Annotated in this window: 16 protein-coding genes; 8 read left to right on the forward strand and 8 right to left on the reverse strand. The window is 74.0% G+C overall.

All coding sequences use genetic code 11. The annotated features are described in order from the left end of the window. Positions 1-36 precede the first annotated feature (36 nt). The gene (locus tag IEW07_RS21440) at positions 37-963 is read left to right on the forward strand and encodes a GerMN domain-containing protein (RefSeq protein ID WP_188537250.1); all 927 of its coding nucleotides are present in this window, start codon (positions 37-39) and stop codon (positions 961-963) included. Between the two features lie 43 nt (positions 964-1,006). On the opposite strand, the gene IEW07_RS11220 is transcribed toward IEW07_RS21440, so the two are convergent. The 3 genes from IEW07_RS11220 to hrcA all read right to left on the reverse strand — a co-directional run bounded on the left by IEW07_RS11220 (position 1,007) and on the right by hrcA (position 4,023). After that, positions 1,007-1,798, reverse strand: coding sequence for a 16S rRNA (uracil(1498)-N(3))-methyltransferase (locus IEW07_RS11220; RefSeq protein ID WP_188537252.1), 792 nt, complete (start codon positions 1,796-1,798; stop codon positions 1,007-1,009). Then, positions 1,795-2,946: a molecular chaperone DnaJ gene (gene dnaJ, locus IEW07_RS11225; protein ID WP_188537254.1), complete on the reverse strand. Its 1,152-nt coding sequence runs from the start codon at positions 2,944-2,946 to the stop codon at positions 1,795-1,797. Before dnaJ ends, IEW07_RS11220 begins: the two co-directional genes overlap by 4 nt. A 63-nt stretch (positions 2,947-3,009) precedes the next feature. Then, positions 3,010-4,023, reverse strand: a complete 1,014-nt coding sequence (gene hrcA / locus IEW07_RS11230; protein WP_188537256.1) for a heat-inducible transcriptional repressor HrcA — start codon at positions 4,021-4,023, stop codon at positions 3,010-3,012. A 174-nt stretch (positions 4,024-4,197) separates the two neighbouring features. Here hrcA and IEW07_RS11235 point away from each other — a divergent pair, with 174 nt between their 5' ends. Next, on the forward strand, positions 4,198-5,061 hold the full coding sequence (locus tag IEW07_RS11235; protein ID WP_188537258.1) for a DUF3097 domain-containing protein: 864 nt from the start codon (positions 4,198-4,200) through the stop codon (positions 5,059-5,061). Between the two features lie 161 nt (positions 5,062-5,222). Continuing rightward, the gene (locus IEW07_RS11240; RefSeq protein WP_188537260.1) at positions 5,223-5,669 is read left to right on the forward strand and encodes a DUF4870 domain-containing protein; all 447 of its coding nucleotides are present in this window, start codon (positions 5,223-5,225) and stop codon (positions 5,667-5,669) included. A 28-nt stretch (positions 5,670-5,697) separates the two neighbouring features. Here IEW07_RS11240 and hemW read toward each other — a convergent pair whose 3' ends face one another. Both hemW and lepA read right to left on the reverse strand, forming a co-directional pair. Further along, complete coding sequence (hemW, locus tag IEW07_RS11245; protein ID WP_188537263.1) at positions 5,698-6,942, reverse strand: radical SAM family heme chaperone HemW; 1,245 nt, start codon at positions 6,940-6,942, stop codon at positions 5,698-5,700. Then, complete coding sequence (lepA, locus tag IEW07_RS11250) at positions 6,942-8,801, reverse strand: translation elongation factor 4 (protein ID WP_188537265.1); 1,860 nt, start codon at positions 8,799-8,801, stop codon at positions 6,942-6,944. The genes hemW and lepA overlap by 1 nt, the downstream gene beginning before the upstream one ends. A gap of 173 nt (positions 8,802-8,974) precedes the next feature. Here lepA and IEW07_RS11255 point away from each other — a divergent pair, with 173 nt between their 5' ends. The 4 genes from IEW07_RS11255 to IEW07_RS11270 all read left to right on the forward strand — a co-directional run bounded on the left by IEW07_RS11255 (position 8,975) and on the right by IEW07_RS11270 (position 11,601). Then, a complete protein-coding gene (locus IEW07_RS11255; protein WP_188537267.1) occupies positions 8,975-9,550 on the forward strand; it encodes a type II toxin-antitoxin system PemK/MazF family toxin in 576 nt (191 codons plus the stop codon). Positions 9,551-9,754: 204 nt separating this feature from the next. Beyond that, a complete protein-coding gene (rpsT, locus tag IEW07_RS11260; RefSeq protein WP_188537269.1) occupies positions 9,755-10,015 on the forward strand; it encodes a 30S ribosomal protein S20 in 261 nt (86 codons plus the stop codon). Positions 10,016-10,235: 220 nt separating this feature from the next. Beyond that, the gene (locus IEW07_RS11265; protein WP_188537271.1) at positions 10,236-11,375 is read left to right on the forward strand and encodes an epoxide hydrolase family protein; all 1,140 of its coding nucleotides are present in this window, start codon (positions 10,236-10,238) and stop codon (positions 11,373-11,375) included. 25 nt (positions 11,376-11,400) lie between these two features. Then, a complete protein-coding gene (locus IEW07_RS11270) occupies positions 11,401-11,601 on the forward strand; it encodes a hypothetical protein (RefSeq protein WP_188537273.1) in 201 nt (66 codons plus the stop codon). A 166-nt stretch (positions 11,602-11,767) separates the two neighbouring features. On the opposite strand, the gene holA is transcribed toward IEW07_RS11270, so the two are convergent. After that, on the reverse strand, positions 11,768-12,769 hold the full coding sequence (gene holA, locus IEW07_RS11275; RefSeq protein WP_188537275.1) for a DNA polymerase III subunit delta: 1,002 nt from the start codon (positions 12,767-12,769) through the stop codon (positions 11,768-11,770). 117 nt (positions 12,770-12,886) lie between these two features. Here holA and IEW07_RS21630 point away from each other — a divergent pair, with 117 nt between their 5' ends. Beyond that, a complete protein-coding gene (locus IEW07_RS21630) occupies positions 12,887-13,789 on the forward strand; it encodes a potassium channel family protein (protein WP_308738228.1) in 903 nt (300 codons plus the stop codon). A gap of 68 nt (positions 13,790-13,857) precedes the next feature. Here the strand turns inward: IEW07_RS21630 and IEW07_RS11285 are convergent, their stop codons facing one another. Continuing rightward, entirely contained in the window at positions 13,858-14,049 is a 192-nt protein-coding gene (locus IEW07_RS11285; RefSeq protein WP_188537277.1) for a hypothetical protein, read from the reverse strand. 4 nt (positions 14,050-14,053) lie between these two features. Further along, complete coding sequence (locus IEW07_RS11290) at positions 14,054-14,461, reverse strand: hypothetical protein (RefSeq protein ID WP_188537279.1); 408 nt, start codon at positions 14,459-14,461, stop codon at positions 14,054-14,056. Between the last annotated feature and the right edge of the window lie 65 nt (positions 14,462-14,526).

The raw sequence follows: 14,526 nt of genomic DNA on the forward strand, positions 1-14,526 counted from the left end.
CCACCCGGCCCCGGAAAGACGAGGTGTCCCTCCCCCATGCCCGCTCCCCCGGCCCGTCGTGCCCGCCGCCGCCTCGTACTCGCCGGGGGGTGCGCCCTGCTGCTCGCCTGCTGCGGGACGGGCGGGGGGCCCGCGCTCGACGGGGCCGTCACCGCCTCCGGCGCGGCGCCCGCACCCGCCACGGCGCCCGCCCCTGCTACGGCAATGGGCACGTTCGGCGGCTCCGTGACCACCGAGAAGCTGCCGGTCTACTGGGTGGGCGCCGCCGACGGGGGGCAGCGGCTGTTCCGCGAGTTCCGGGACGCGCCGCGCGGCACGGGGATCGCCGACCCCATCGGGGCGGCCGCGGCGCTGATGACGGCCGGGGCGCCGCAGGACCCGGACTACCGGACGCTGTGGGCGCCCGTCGACCGGGTCGGCAGCGCCACCTCCCCCGACGGGACGATCACCGTCGACATGCCCGCCCACGCCTTCCGCGCGGACCTCACCGACGAGGACGCCCGCCTGGCCGTGCAGCAGCTCGTGCACACGGTGACGGCCGCCGCCACGCTCGCCGGGCTCCTGCCGGAGCGCTCCGAGCCCGAGGTCGTGGTCCTGGTGGACGGCGAGCCCGGCCGGGAGGTCTTCGGCTCCATGCGGCTGGACGACCCGGTCCGGCCGGCCGAGGAGCTCGAGGCGCCGATCTGGGTGGTCGACCCGCAGCAGGGCGCCCTGACCGCCGGCACCGTCACGATCTCCGGGCGCGTGCTCGAGGGGGTCCGGGGCTGCCGCTGGACCGTGACGGAGACGGGCGGGGACGACGCCGAGATCTCCTCCGGGGAGCTGGACACCGAGGGCACGGGCCGGGAGTTCCGCGCCGAGGTCGTGCTGGAGCCCGGCGAGTACGTGGTGACCGTGATCGGCCGCGACGCCGAGGGCCGGCAGGTGCTCGACGACAAGGACGTGGTCGTCAGCGCCCCGTGAGGCTCCCCGGGGCCGGCGGCCCGCCGGGCTCAGCGCTCCGGGCTCAGCGCTCCGGGGCCGACCAGCGGCCGAGCCCCGCGCTGAGCACCGCCAGGGCCGCGGGCCCGGCGGTGGAGCTGCGCAGCACCTCCGGCCCCAGCCGCACGGCCCGCGCGCCGGCGGCGGCGAGCCGGTCGAGCTCGGACGGGGCGATGCCGCCCTCCGGCCCCACGACCAGGACGATCCGCTCCGCGTCCGCCCACCGGGCGTCGAGGACGGGGGCGGTCCGGTCGGCCGGGCCGGCGAGGGGCTCGACGGCGTCCTCGTGCAGGACGAGGCCGGCGGTGCCCGGCTCGCGCAGCAGCTCCGCCAGCCCGTCGGTGGTGCACAGGGCCCGGACGCTGGGCCAGGCCGCCCGGCGGGACTGCTTGGCGGCCGCCGCGACGGTGTGCACCCACTTCTCGTGGCTCTTGGCCGCGCGCTCCTTCTTCCAGCGCACGATGGAGCGGTCGGCCTGCCAGGGCACGACCTCGTCGACGCCCAGCTCGGTCGCGGTCTCGACGGCCAGGAGGTCCCGGTCGCCCTTGGCGAGGGCCTGGACGAGCACGAGCAGCGGGCGGCGCTCCGGCTCGGTGCGGACGGCGCCCACCCGCACGGTCATGGTGTCCTTCTCCCCCGCGACCAGCTCGCCGGTCGCGCGGGTGCCGGCGCCGTCGACGAGCTCGAGCGGCTCGCCGGGGGCCAGCCGCCGCACGGTCACGGCGTGGCGGGCCTCGGGGCCGGTCACGGTCGTCTCGGCCCCCGGGGCGAGACCGGCGAGGAGGTCGGGGGCGACCTTGAAGACCGGGAGGCTCACAGGTCGGAGAACCGGTCCCGGAGCCGGGAGAAGAACCCGCCGGAGCCGGCCGGGGAGTTCAGGGTGGTGCCGGTGGACTGCTCCTCGCCGCGCAGCCGGGCCAGCTGCTCGAGCAGCTCGCGCTGCTCGTCGTCGAGCCCGGAGGGGGTCTCCACCTCGAGGTGGACGAAGAGCTCGCCGCGGCCGCCGCCCCGCAGGCGGGTCGCGCCCAGCTCGTGCAGGGTCACGGTGTGGCCGGTCTGCGTGCCGGGCGGCACGGGGACCTCGCGCTCGCCGTCGAAGGTCTCGAGGGTCACGGTGGTGCCCAGCGCGGCGGAGGTCATGGGCACGCGCACGCGGGCGTGCAGGTCATCGCCCTGGCGCTCGAACGTGGGGTCAGGGTCGACCTTGAGCTCGACGTAGAGGTCGCCGTTGGGGCCGCCCGCGGTGCCGGCCTCGCCCTGCCCGGAGAGGCGGATGCGGTTGCCCGTGGAGACGCCGGCGGGGATCTTCACCGTGAGGGGGCGGCGGTCGCGGACGCGGCCCTCGCCGTAGCACTCGTGGCACGGGTGCTTGATGACGGTGCCGAAGCCCTGGCAGGTGGCGCACGGGGCCGCGGTGACGACGGTCCCGAGGATGGACTGGACCTGGCGCTGGACCTGGCCGGAGCCGTGGCAGACGTCGCACGTCTCGGGCTGGGTGCCCTCCTGGCAGCAGGACCCGTTGCAGGTGGGGCAGACCACGGCGGTGTCCACGGTGATCTTCTTCTCGGTGCCGAAGACGGCGTCCTGCAGGGAGACGCGCACGTTGATCAGCGCGTCCTGGCCCTGGCGGGTGCGCGAGGCGGGACCGCGGCGGCCGGAGCCGGCGCCCCCGGCGCCCTGGAAGAAGGTGTCGAAGATGTCGGCGAAGCCGAAGCCGGTGCCGGGGAAGCCGCCGCCGAAGCCGGTGTCCGTGCCGTTCTCGTTGCCGGTGGCGTCGTAGACGCGGCGCTTGTCCGGGTCGGAGAGGACGTCGTGGGCGTGGGAGACGCGCTTGAACTCCTCGTCGGCGCCCGGGTCGGGGTTGACGTCCGGGTGGAGCCTGCGGGCCTTCTTGCGGTAGGCCTTCTTGATCTCTTCCTGGCTGGCGTCCCGGGACACGCCCAGGGTCTCGTAGTGATCGCTCACCGTGGTCCGTTCTGTCGAGAGTTCTGCGGGAGGTGTTGCGGGGGAACCGTGGCTCCCCGGGGGTCAGCCCCCGAGGATACGGGAGAGGTAGCGGGCGACCGCGCGCACGGCGGCCATCGTGGAGGGGTAGTCCATGCGCATGGGGCCCACCACGCCCACCTTGGACTGGGACTCCGGGCCGTAGCCGGTGGCCACGACCGCCGCCTCGGACAGGGGCCCGGCGGAGTTCTCCGCGCCGATCCGGACGGCGACGCCGCGGGCGTCCTGCTCCATCTCGGAGAGCAGCCGGAGCATGACCACCTGCTCCTCGAGGGCCTCGAGCACGGGTCCGATGCTGAGGTGGAAGTCCCCGGTGGCCCGGGCGAGGTTGGCGGTGCCGGCCATGACCATCCGGTGCTCCGTGCCGCCGGCGGCCAGGGCCGCGACCGTCTCGGCGACGGCGGCGGCGGCGGGCCGCGACGGCGGCGCCATGCCGGCGACCATGACGGTCAGGGCGTCGGGCACGTCGGTCAGGGAGCGGCCCACGACGGCGGCGAGCACGCGGGCGCGCAGCTCCATGAGCCCGGCCTCGTCGAGGGGTCCGCGCAGGACGGCGACCCGCTGGGCGACCCGCCCGTTGGTGGGGATGAGCACGACGAGGACGCGGCCCTCGCCGAGGTCCACGACCTCCACGTGCCGGACGGTGACCCCGGAGGCCTGGGGGTACTGCACGACCGCGACCTGGTGCGTGAGCTGGGCCAGCAGCCGGACGGTGCGCTCCATGACGTCGTCGAGGTCGGCGGCCTCGTCGAGCAGGCTCTGGATGGCGCGCCGCTCGGGCCCGGACAGGGGCTTCACGGCGGCGATCTGGTCCACGAAGGTGCGGTAGCCCTTGTCGGTGGGGATCCGCCCGGAGCTGGTGTGGGGGGCGGTGATCAGCCCCTCCTCCTCGAGCACGGCCATGTCGTTGCGGACGGTGGCCGGGGAGACGCCGAGGCTGTGCCGCTCCACGAGGGCCTTGGAGCCCACGGGCTCCTGGAAGTGCACGTAGTCCTCCACGATGGCCTGCAGGATCTGCAGTCGTCTCGGATGGTTCACGTCGCTCCTCCCCCTCGGGTCGTGGCTGCCCCGGGCGTCTGGCACTCGGGGACGGACAGTGCTAGCACCGGTCCAGTGTAGCCCCGTGCCGCCGGTCGTGCGTCCGGGGGCGTTTGGTACGCTTCCGGCTGGTCCGCGCCGCCCGTGCGGGACCGCGCACGGGAGGACACGAGCATGAGCGACTACGGCTGGGGGCCGCGCAGCCTCGACGACGACGCCCTGGCCCGCCGCCGGCCGGCGTCCGCGGAGGTGCCGGTCGCGCCGGGGCTGCTCCTGGAGGACGTCACGACCGGGTGGGTGGGCGCCGTCGTGTCCCTGGAGACCATCGGCGGGATGCGGGTCATGGGCCTGGAGGACCGCCGGGGACGGGTCAAGGCGTTCCCGCTGGGCCCCGGCTTCCTCCTCGAGGGCGCGCCCGTGACCGTCGTCGAGCCGCGGCGGGCCCCGGTGGCCCGGAAGGCCGCGCGCACCCGCTCCGGGTCCGTGGCGGTGGAGGGGCTGCGCGCCGCCACCGCCAAGGCCTCCCGCGTCTGGGTGGAGGGCTACCACGACGCCGAGCTCGTGGCGAAGGTGTGGGGCCACGACCTCGCGGTCGAGGGCATCGTCGTGGAGCCGCTGCACGGCGTGGACGACCTGCCGGGCGCGGTGAAGGAGTTCGGTCCCGGCCCGGGGCGCCGGCTGGGGATCCTCGTGGACCACCTGGTGCCGGGCTCCAAGGAGTCCCGGATCGCCGAGCAGACCATGCGCCTGCCGGGCGCCGCGGGCAACGTCCTGGTGCTGGGCCACCCGTACGTAGACATCTGGCAGGCCGTCAGGCCGCGCGCCCTGGGGATCGACGCGTGGCCCGTGGTCCCGCGCGGCACCGACTGGAAGACGGGGATCGCGTCCGCCCTCGGCTGGCCCCACCGCAGCCCGGGCGACCTCGGCCGCGCCTGGCAGCACATCCTCTCCCGGGTGGACAGCTACGCCGACCTCGAGCCCGCCCTCCTGGGCCGCGTCGAGGAGCTCATCGACTTCCTCACCGCCCCCGGCGCCTGAGCGCCCCGGGGGCCGGCAGGGGCACCGGCTGCCGCGCATGACGTCACACTGCCGCCCGCCCCCGCCCCCGGCACCGGTCGCGCGGGGCCCGCACCCGTAGAATGGGCGCACACCATTCCACCGACCCCGCCCCCGCGCGGTCAGAGCCCGGAGGACACCCGTTGCCCGTCCAGACCGACCCCCGCTCCAGCCATGACCACGCCGAGACCCCGTTCGAGGGTCTCTCGCCGGTCGCCCAGCCGCTGACCGTCGCCGAGGACCACCAGTGGGCCACGCTCGCGCACTTCGGGGGCGTGGTGGGCTTCCTCCCCTCGTTCCTCATCCACCGGGTCTTCCGCGGCCGCGGCCGGTTCACGGAGCAGGAGTCGCACGAGGCGATGAACTTCACGCTGCTGCCGTCGCTCGTGGTGCTGATCGGCGTGCTGCTCGCGCCCGTGCCGTTCGTCGGCTGGGTCTTCGCGCTCGCCGCCGCGGCCGCGTGGCTGCTGCTGGCGATCGGCTCGCTCAACGGCGGGATCCACGTCAACCGCGGCGAGCCGCACGTCTACCGCCTCAACACCCGGCTCTACGACCGGCTGGCCGAGCGGTGGCAGCAGCGCCGCGGCTGACCCGCCCGGGCGCGGCGGGCGGCCCCGCTCAGCCGAGCAGCCGCCGCACCACCGCGTCCCCCAGCAGCCGGCCCCGGAGGGTCAGGACGAGCGTCCCGCGCAGGGCCGCCGCCGGGTCCACCAGCTCGTCGGCGATCAGGCCGGCCACCGCGGTGCGCCCGGCGTCGTCGAGCGCCGCCACGGGCAGCCCGTCTCGGATCCGCGCCTCGAGCATCACGCGCTCCAGGTGGCGGGTCTGCGCGTCCAGGATCTCCCGGCCCGCGGCCGGTGACTCCCCCGCCCGCACCCGGTGGGTGTAGGGCACGGGGTGCTTGAGGTTCCACCAGCGCGTCCCGCCCACGTGCGAGTGCGCGCCGGGGCCGATCCCCCACCAGTCCTGGTTGTGCCAGTACGCGAGGTTGTGCCGGCTGCGGCGGGCCCGCGCCTCGGCCGTGTCCGTGCCGCGGGACCAGTTGCTCACCTCGTACCACTCGAACCCGGCCCCGGCCAGGATCCGGTCGGCGAGCTCGTACTTGTCCGCCTGGTCGTCCTCGTCGATGGGGGCGATCTCCCCGCGCCGCATCCGGGCCGCGAGCTTCGTGCCCTCCTCCACGATGAGGGAGTAGGCCGAGACGTGGTCGGGCGCGTACCCCACCGCGGTGCGCACCGAGCGCTCCCAGTCGGCGAGCGACTCCCCCGGCGCCCCGTAGATCAGGTCCACGCTCACGCCCAGTCCGGCCTCCCGCGCCCACTCCACGGCCCGGGGCACGTTCTCGGGGTCGTGCGTGCGGTCCAGGACGGCGAGCACGTGCGGGACCGCCGACTGCATCCCGAAGGACACCCGGGTGACCCCGGCCTCGGCGAGGACCCGCAGCGACCCGGGGGTCACGGAGTCGGGGTTGGCCTCGACGGTGACCTCCGCCCCGTCGTCGAGCCCGAAGGTCTCCCGGGCGACGGCGAGGATCCCGGCGAGGTCGGCGGCGGGCAGCAGCGTGGGGGTGCCGCCGCCGAAGAACACGCTGTGCAGGGGCCGCACCGCCACCCCGGAGTCCTCCAGCACCCGGCGGGCCCAGCGGACCTCCGCGGCGGCGTCGGCGGCGTACACGTCCTGGGACACGTCCGGGCCGAGCTCCGTGGCCGTGTAGGTGTTGAAGTCGCAGTAGCCGCAGCGCACCGCGCAGAACGGCACGTGCACGTACAGGCTGAGCGCGCGCCCCGCGGAGCCCTCCGCCGCGGAGGGGGGCAGGCGCCCGTCCAGCGGGGCGGGCAGGCCCTCGGGCTGGGCGGGGGCCACTACTTCTTCTTGTCCTTCTTGTCCCCGGCCTCGTCGGAGGACAGGGCCGCCACGAACGCCTCCTGGGGGACCTCCACGCGGCCGACCATCTTCATGCGCTTCTTGCCCTCCTTCTGCTTCTCCAGCAGCTTGCGCTTGCGGGAGATGTCGCCGCCGTAGCACTTGGAGAGCACGTCCTTGCGGATCGCCCGGATGTTCTCGCGGGCGATGACGCGGGAACCGATGGCGGCCTGGATGGGGACCTCGAACTGCTGGCGCGGGATGAGCTCGCGGAGCTTCCCGGTCATCATCACGCCGTAGGAGTACGCCTTGTCCCGGTGCGTGATGGCGCTGAACGCGTCCACCGGCTCGCCCTGCAGGAGGATGTCGACCTTCACGAGGTCGGCGGCCTCCTCGCCCTCGGCCTTCCAGTCCAGGGAGGCGTAGCCCTTGGTGCGGGACTTCAGCTGGTCGAAGAAGTCGAAGACGATCTCGGCCAGCGGCAGGCGGTAGCGCAGCTCCACCCGGTCCTCGGAGAGGTAGTCCATGCCCTTGAGCTGGCCGCGCTTGGTCTGGCACAGCTCCATGATCGCGCCGATGAACTCGGACGGGGCGAGCACGGTGGCTGCGACCATGGGCTCGCGGATCTCGGCGATCTTGCCCGAGGGGAACTCGGACGGGTTGGTGACCACCCGCTCCGAGCCGTCCTCGAGGGTGACGTTGTAGCTCACGGAGGGCGCGGTGGAGATCAGGTCCAGGTTGAACTCGCGCTCGAGGCGCTCGCGGACGATCTCCAGGTGCAGCAGGCCCAGGAATCCGCAGCGGAAGCCGAAGCCCAGCGCCGCGGAGGACTCGGGCTCGTAGACCAGCGCGGCGTCGTTGAGCTGGAGCTTGTCGAGGGCGTCGCGCAGCACCGGGTAGTCCGAGCCGTCGATCGGGAACAGCCCCGAGAAGACCATGGGCTTCGGGTCCTCGTAGCCGCCCAGGGACTCGGTGGCGGGCTTCTGGTAGTTGGTGACGGTGTCGCCCACCCGGGACTGGCGCACGTCCTTCACGCCGGTGATGAGGTAGCCCACCTCGCCCACGCCCAGGCCCGCCGTCGGCTTCGGCTCGGGCGAGATCACGCCGATCTCGAGCAGCTCGTGCTGGGCGCCCGTGGACATCATCTTGATCCGCTCGCGCGGGGTCAGCTTCCCGTCGATCACGCGGACGTAGGTGACCACCCCGCGGTACGTGTCGTAGACGGAGTCGAAGATCATCGCCCGGGACGGGGCGTCCGCGTCGCCCTGCGGGGCGGGGACCAGCTCCACGATCCGGTCGAGCAGGGCCTCGACGCCCTCGCCGGTCTTGCCGGAGACCCGCAGCACGTCCTCGGAATCCGCGCCGATGAGGTTGCCGAGCTCCTCGGCGTACTTCTCCGGCTGGGCGGCCGGCAGGTCGATCTTGTTGAGAACCGGGATGATCGTGAGGTCGTTCTCCATGGCCAGGTACAGGTTGGCCAGGGTCTGCGCCTCGATCCCCTGCGCGGCGTCCACCAGCAGCAGCGCGCCCTCGCACGCCGCCAGCGACCGGGAGACCTCGTAGGTGAAGTCCACGTGGCCGGGGGTGTCGATCATGTTCAGGGCGTAGTCGGTGCCCGCGAGGTTCCACGGCATCCGCACGGCCTGGGACTTGATGGTGATCCCGCGCTCGCGCTCGATGTCCATCCGGTCCAGGTACTGCTCCTTCATCTCCCGCGTGGTGACCACGCCGGTGGCCTGCAGCATCCGGTCCGCCAGCGTGGACTTGCCGTGGTCGATGTGGGCGATGATGCAGAAGTTGCGGAGGATGGACGGGTCCGTCGAAGCGGGAACCGGGGCGTTGACGGCCAGCGGTGACACGGGCGGTCCTTTCTCCGGGAGCGTGCCGCTTCCGGGGATGTCCTGGGGACTGGCGGCAACGGGGACCGTGCCGGGGATTCAGCTGTCCAGTTTCCCACGTTTGCCGGTGGGGGGCCATTTGGCCGGCCGCGGGCGGGGAACCCGTGGCCGGACCCGTGGCTAGAGTGGGGCGCATGAAGCTCACCCTGCGCTCCCTGGGACGGCTCGCCGCCCGCGCCCTGGACGTCTACCAGCGCTCGGAGGCCGCCCGCCCGGGGACCCGCGCGGGCACCGGCAGGCGCCGCTCCCCCGCCCCGGCTCCCGCCGGGCCGCGGACCGCGCCCCGCCCCGAGGGGCTCGGCGAGGGGCTCAGCGAGCCCTATCCCGGCGACTGGACCGGTCCCCTGCACCCGTCCTACCGGCCTCTGTCCGACGGGGAGCCGGACCCCGGCGAGGTCGTGTGGACGTGGGTGCCGTTCGAGGAGGACCACCGCCGCGGCAAGGACCGCCCCGTCCTGGTCGTCGACCGTGCCGGCGACCGGCTGCTGTGCCTCATGCTCACCTCCCGGGACCGCTCCAACCACGTGGCCCGGGACCCCGACTACGTCGACGTGGGCGCCGGGCCGTGGGACTCCCGCGGCCGCCCCTCCGAGGTGAAGCTCGACCGGGTGCTGCAGGTGCTGCCCGCCGACGTCCGCAGGGAGGGCGCCGTCCTGCCCGAGGACCGGTTCCGGTCGGTGGCGGAGGAGCTGCGCCGCCGCCGCGGCTGAACCCCCTCCTGCCCGCCCGTCCGGCGCGTCGCACCACGGCGGTCAGCGGCGATCTTCTGCTAGACTGTCCTGCTGTGTGTCCGCGCTGGTCGTCGGGCACTGCAGGGCGGTCGCCACTCGGGTGTCCCCACTCCCGCTCCGTCTCATGTCCGTCCTGTTTGCCCTCACTGACCGAATTCCGCACCCATCGCCAAGGAGTTTTACGTGGCCAACATCAAGTCCCAGAAGAAGCGCATCCTCACCAACGAGAAGGCGCGTCTTCGCAACAACGCTTACAAGTCCGAGCTGAAGACCCTCGTCCGCAAGGTCGACGAGGCCGTCGCCTCCTCCGACAAGGAGACCGCTGCCGACGCCCTGCGCATCGTCTCCCGCAAGCTCGACAAGGCCGTCAGCAAGGGCGTCCTGCACAAGAACAACGCGGCGAACAAGAAGTCCGGTCTGGCCAAGCGCGTCGCCAAGATCTGACTTCCCGTTCCCCGGAACGCGTCTGACCGCCGCACCGGCGGACCGCGCGGAGGCCCCGTCCCTGGAAGGGACGGGGCCTCCGTCATGTCCGGGGCCGCCCGCGCTGCTGGGCGGCGCTCATGTGCCCGGCGGCGTCCAGCGTGGCCTGCGGAACGCAGCATTCCGTTCGGCTAGCCTGACCGCAGCAGCGCATTCCGTTCCACATCGCGGGGAGAATGTCATGTCCACCGTCGAGCCGTTTTCCATTGCCGTTCCCGACGACGTCATCGAGGACCTGCGCCACCGTCTGGCCCGTACGCGATGGCCGCACCCGTCGGAGGGGGACGACTGGGGCCGGGGGGTGGACCTCCCCCGTCTGCGTGAGCTGTGCGACTACTGGGAGCGCGACTACGACTGGCGAGCCCAGCAGGCCGCACTCAACGAGCTGCCCCAGTTCCGGGCCGACGTCGGCGGCGTCCGCGTCCACTTCGTGCACGCGCGAGGCGTGGGTCCCCGCCCGACGCCCCTCCTGCTCACCCACGGCTGGCCGGACTCCTTCCACCGTTTCCACAAAGTCGTCCCGATGCTGACGGACCCCGAGCGGTTCGGCGGCAGCGCCGCAGACGCCTTCGACGTCGTCGTTCCCTCCATCCCCGGCTTCGGCTTCTCCGACCGCGTGGCCATGGGGAGCACCGCCGTCGCCGGGCTGTGGGCCCGGCTCATGACACAGCTCGGCTACGACCGCTTCGCCGCGGCCGGCGGCGACGTGGGCCAGGGCGTGACCATGGCTCTGGCGCTGCGCCACCCCGAGCGGATGACCGGAATCCACCTGACCGACGTCGGTTACCCGACCGGCCAGGAGACCGACCTGTCGCCGGCCGAGCAGGATTTCGCCGAGTTCATCCAGGGCTGGTGGTTCACCGAGGGCGCCTACGCCGGGCTGCACATGACCAAGCCGAACGCGCTGGCGCCGGCGCTCCACGACTCCCCCGCCGGCCTGGCCGCCTGGATGCTGAGCTTCATCAACACCGGCGCGGACTCCCACCGGGTCGAGGAGGCCTTCGGCGGCCGGGAGTCGCTGCTCACCAACCTCACGCTGTACTGGGTCACAGAGACGGCGAAGACCTCGATGCAGATGTACCAGGAGGACGTCCGGGCAGCGTTCGCCGGCGACTCGCCCACCGCTGGTCGCAGCACGATCCCGGCGGGGGTCGCCCGGTTCCCCAGGGAGGCCCGGTTCCCCCGGGAGTGGGCCGAGCGGTTCGTCACCGTCCACCGCTTCAGCGATCTTCCCGAAGGCGGGCACTTCGCGGCCCTCGAGGTCCCCGACCTTTTCACCGCCGAGCTGCGGGCGTTCTTCGCCTCGCTCAGGACCGTGTGAGAGGGCGGCGCCGACGTCTTCCCCGGTGTCCGTCCGCGCCTTCCAGCCGGAGGACCTGAACGAACTCCGCGAGGTCTTCCTGCACACGCGCGCGGTCTCGTTCTTCGAGAGCGTCGGGTTCGTCCGTCACGGGGATCCTGCGCTCATCCCAGGCCTGCGAGAGCACGGCCGCCGCATCCACCAGCAGACGATGGTCCGGCTGCCGTGCCAGGGCGGCGACGCATGACGGAAGCAGGAGCGCGAGCGACCGTTGCCCGCGCTGAGAGCGAGTCCCACGGTGCGGGTCGTGCCACGGATGCGGGCACGCCGGACGACCACGCTCCTGACCACCCGGCGGCGAACCAGCAGGTGCAACCGCGCAGGCGACGTCGAACACGCACAACCGCAGCGGGTCAGCGACGGCCGGAGAGCGCGATCGTGGTGATGGCCCGCTCGACGGCGTACGCCGGGTCCCGGCCCTCGCCCTTCACCTGGGCGTCGGCCTCCGCCAGCGCGCGCAGCCCCCGCACGAGGTCCGCCTCGGAGAACCGCCGTGACTCCTCCTGGGCGCGCTCCACCTGCCACGGGGCGGCCCCGATCCGCTGCGCGAGCTGGTTCGCCCCGCCGCGGGTGCCGTGCACCTGGGCGATCGTGCGCATCTTCGCGGCCAGGGCCGCCACCATGGGCACGGGGTCCACACCGGTGTCCAGGGCCTGGCGCCAGAGCTTGAGCGCGGTCTCGACGCGGCCGGCCAGGGCGGCGTCCGCCACCTTGAAGGCCGTGGCCTCCACGCGGCCGCCGTAGTACTTCTCGACGTCGTCGAAGGTGATGGACTCGGGCCCGTCGGAGAGCAGCTGCGCGCAGGCGGCGGCGAGCTCGGCGGTGCTGCTGCCCACGGCCGCGGCCAGCGCGCGGGCGGCGTCCGGGTCGATGCGGCGGCGGTGGGAGCGGAACTCGGTCTGGATGAAGTCGCTCTTGTCGCGGTCGCTCTTGAGGGGCTTGCACTCGACCACGGCGGCGCCGGCGGCCTTGAGGGCGTCCAGCAGCTTCTTGCCGCGGTTGCCGCCGCTGTGCTCCCAGAGGACGACGACGTCCGGGTCCGGGGACTTCACGTAGGCCAGGGCGTCGGCGAGGCAGTCGTCGTTCATGGCGGCGAGGTTGAGGACGTGGATGAGCTTGGCGTCGTCGAACAGGGAGGGGCTCGCGAGCGCGGCGAGCTGGCCGGGGGCGTATGAGGCGGCGTCGAGGGTGCTGAGCTCGACGGGTCCGCGCTGCTCCTTGAGGACGGCGCGCACCCGGTCGCGGGCGCGGGCGGCGAGGTAGTCCTCCGGGCCGGTGAGCAGGATCAGCGGGGCAGGCTCGACGTCGCGCCAGCTGGGTCCGGCGGCGGGGGCGGGGCGCCGGGCGGGGGTCATGGCCGTCTCCTGGGGTCGGAGCGGCCGTACGGCCGCGCGGGTGGGTCGGGTCCCAGTTTCTCATGGTGGGCCGACACGTGGTGGCGCGGGTGCCGGGACGGGGCGATGATCGGGGGCATGGAGCGGCACGGGCCGGGGCGGCGGGCGCGGGGCGGGACGGACTGGGACCGGGTGTCGGGGCGGGCGCGGACGGCCGCGGCGGTCCTGTTCCTGGGTGCGTGGGCGTGGCCGGTCCTGGACCCGGGTCTGGCGCCGGCGGTGGTGCTGGCGTGCCGGGCGGTGCTGGTGGCGGTGTGGGTGCTGTTCGTCGTGGACTACCTGGCGCGGCTGGTGCGGGCGCGGGACCGGCGGGCGTTCGTGGCCGGACACCTGGTGGACCTGGTGGCGCTCGCGTTCCCGGTGTTCCGGCAGCTGGAGCTGGTGCGGCTGGCGGCGCTGGTGGTCGTGGTCAACCGGCGCGCGGCGGCGGACCTGCGGGGGCGGGTGGCTGTGTACCTGGTCGGCGGTGCGGGCCTCCTGGGCGCGGTGGGCTCCGTGGCCGTGCTCGACGCCGAGCGCGGCGCCCCCGGCGCGAACATCGGGACCCTCGGCGACGCGGCGTGGTGGGCGGTGAGCACGATGAGCACCGTGGGCTACGGCGACCTCTACCCCGTCACGCCGCCGGGGCGTGTGGTCGGCGGGGTGCTCATGCTGGGCGGGGTCGCGGTCTTCGGGCTGGTCACCGCGCTGCTGGCGTCGTGGCTGGTCGAGGCCGTGACGGCGCGGCGGACGACGGTCACCGGCGAGCGCCCGGTGGGTGCGGCCGTGGCCGGGACGGACGCTCCGGGACCGTCGCCGCAGGGGAACCCGGAGCCCGGCTCTCCCGTGGACCCTGCGGAGGTGGCGGCGCTGCGGCTCCGGGTGGCCGAGCTCACCGAGCGGCTCCGCCGCCTGGACGACGGTCCCGACGCGGACGCCGGTCCGCAGGAGGGCCCGCCGGGGCCTGGCGGGGGTGGTGGGCCGGCCACGGGGTCCCGGTAGTGCGTCGCCGGGTCCTCCGTGCGGTGCCGCGCCGGCGGATCGAGCCCGGAGGGCGGCGCACCGAGGAGCTACTCGGCGGCGATGCGCATCTTGGCGGCGGCGGCCTTGGCGATGATCCAGGCGTTGCTCCCGCTGGTCACCGTGACGGTGCGGTTCTCGTACGGGATGCGGACGTCGTAGGTGCCGTCGGGCTTCTCCGTCAGCAGCCGGCGGGCGGCGTCGGTGAGGCTCTCGCGGCGCCTGGGCGCGATCTGCGTCATGGGGTCACTCCCCTCTCCGGGCCCAGGGGAATCTCCACCGGGGGCGCGGTCCTTCCGCGTCGGACGTGCTGGCCCCATTGTACGAGCGCGCCGCTCTGGTCGCAGCGACCTGGGCGAACAAGGTCTCCAGCAGTTCCCTGTCCTCCGCCGACGCCAGCGGTGAGACACCGAGCAGGTCCAGGGCCTCCACCCCGATCTCCGCCTTCTCCTCCTCCTCGTCCACGGCGTAGTCGATCGCCCACTGGGTCCGGCGCCACCACTCCGCCCGCTCGTCGGCCTCCTTGCGCTGGCGGTACGCCCGCCAGGCGATGACCGCGGCGATGACCGCGGAGCCGAACACCAGGAAGGGGCCGAAGGCCAGCCCGACGGCCCGCATGATCTCCAGCCACCCGGGCAGGTCTGCTTGGTCCATGGGCCCGAGTCTGCCAGGTCGCAGGGACGGCAGGGACCGGGCCGGCACCGGACGAGCCCCCCCCC

The organism is Kocuria dechangensis, assembly GCF_014636775.1.
In the GTDB taxonomy this organism is placed as follows: domain Bacteria; phylum Actinomycetota; class Actinomycetes; order Actinomycetales; family Micrococcaceae; genus Kocuria; species Kocuria dechangensis.

Bases quoted from the DNA above. Each gene is read 5' to 3' on its own strand.
- IEW07_RS21440 (WP_188537250.1), top strand. From the start codon at position 37: ATGCCCGCTCCCCCGGCCCGTCGTGCCCGCCGCCGCCTCGTACTCGCC.
- IEW07_RS11235 (WP_188537258.1), top strand. From the start codon at position 4,198: ATGAGCGACTACGGCTGGGGGCCGCGCAGCCTCGACGACGACGCCCTG.
- IEW07_RS11255 (WP_188537267.1), top strand. From the start codon at position 8,975: ATGAAGCTCACCCTGCGCTCCCTGGGACGGCTCGCCGCCCGCGCCCTG.
- IEW07_RS11265 (WP_188537271.1), top strand. From the start codon at position 10,236: ATGTCCACCGTCGAGCCGTTTTCCATTGCCGTTCCCGACGACGTCATC.
- holA (WP_188537275.1), bottom strand. From the start codon at position 12,769: ATGACCCCCGCCCGGCGCCCCGCCCCCGCCGCCGGACCCAGCTGGCGC.
- IEW07_RS21630 (WP_308738228.1), top strand. From the start codon at position 12,887: ATGGAGCGGCACGGGCCGGGGCGGCGGGCGCGGGGCGGGACGGACTGG.
- IEW07_RS11285 (WP_188537277.1), bottom strand. From the start codon at position 14,049: ATGACGCAGATCGCGCCCAGGCGCCGCGAGAGCCTCACCGACGCCGCC.
- IEW07_RS11290 (WP_188537279.1), bottom strand. From the start codon at position 14,461: ATGGACCAAGCAGACCTGCCCGGGTGGCTGGAGATCATGCGGGCCGTC.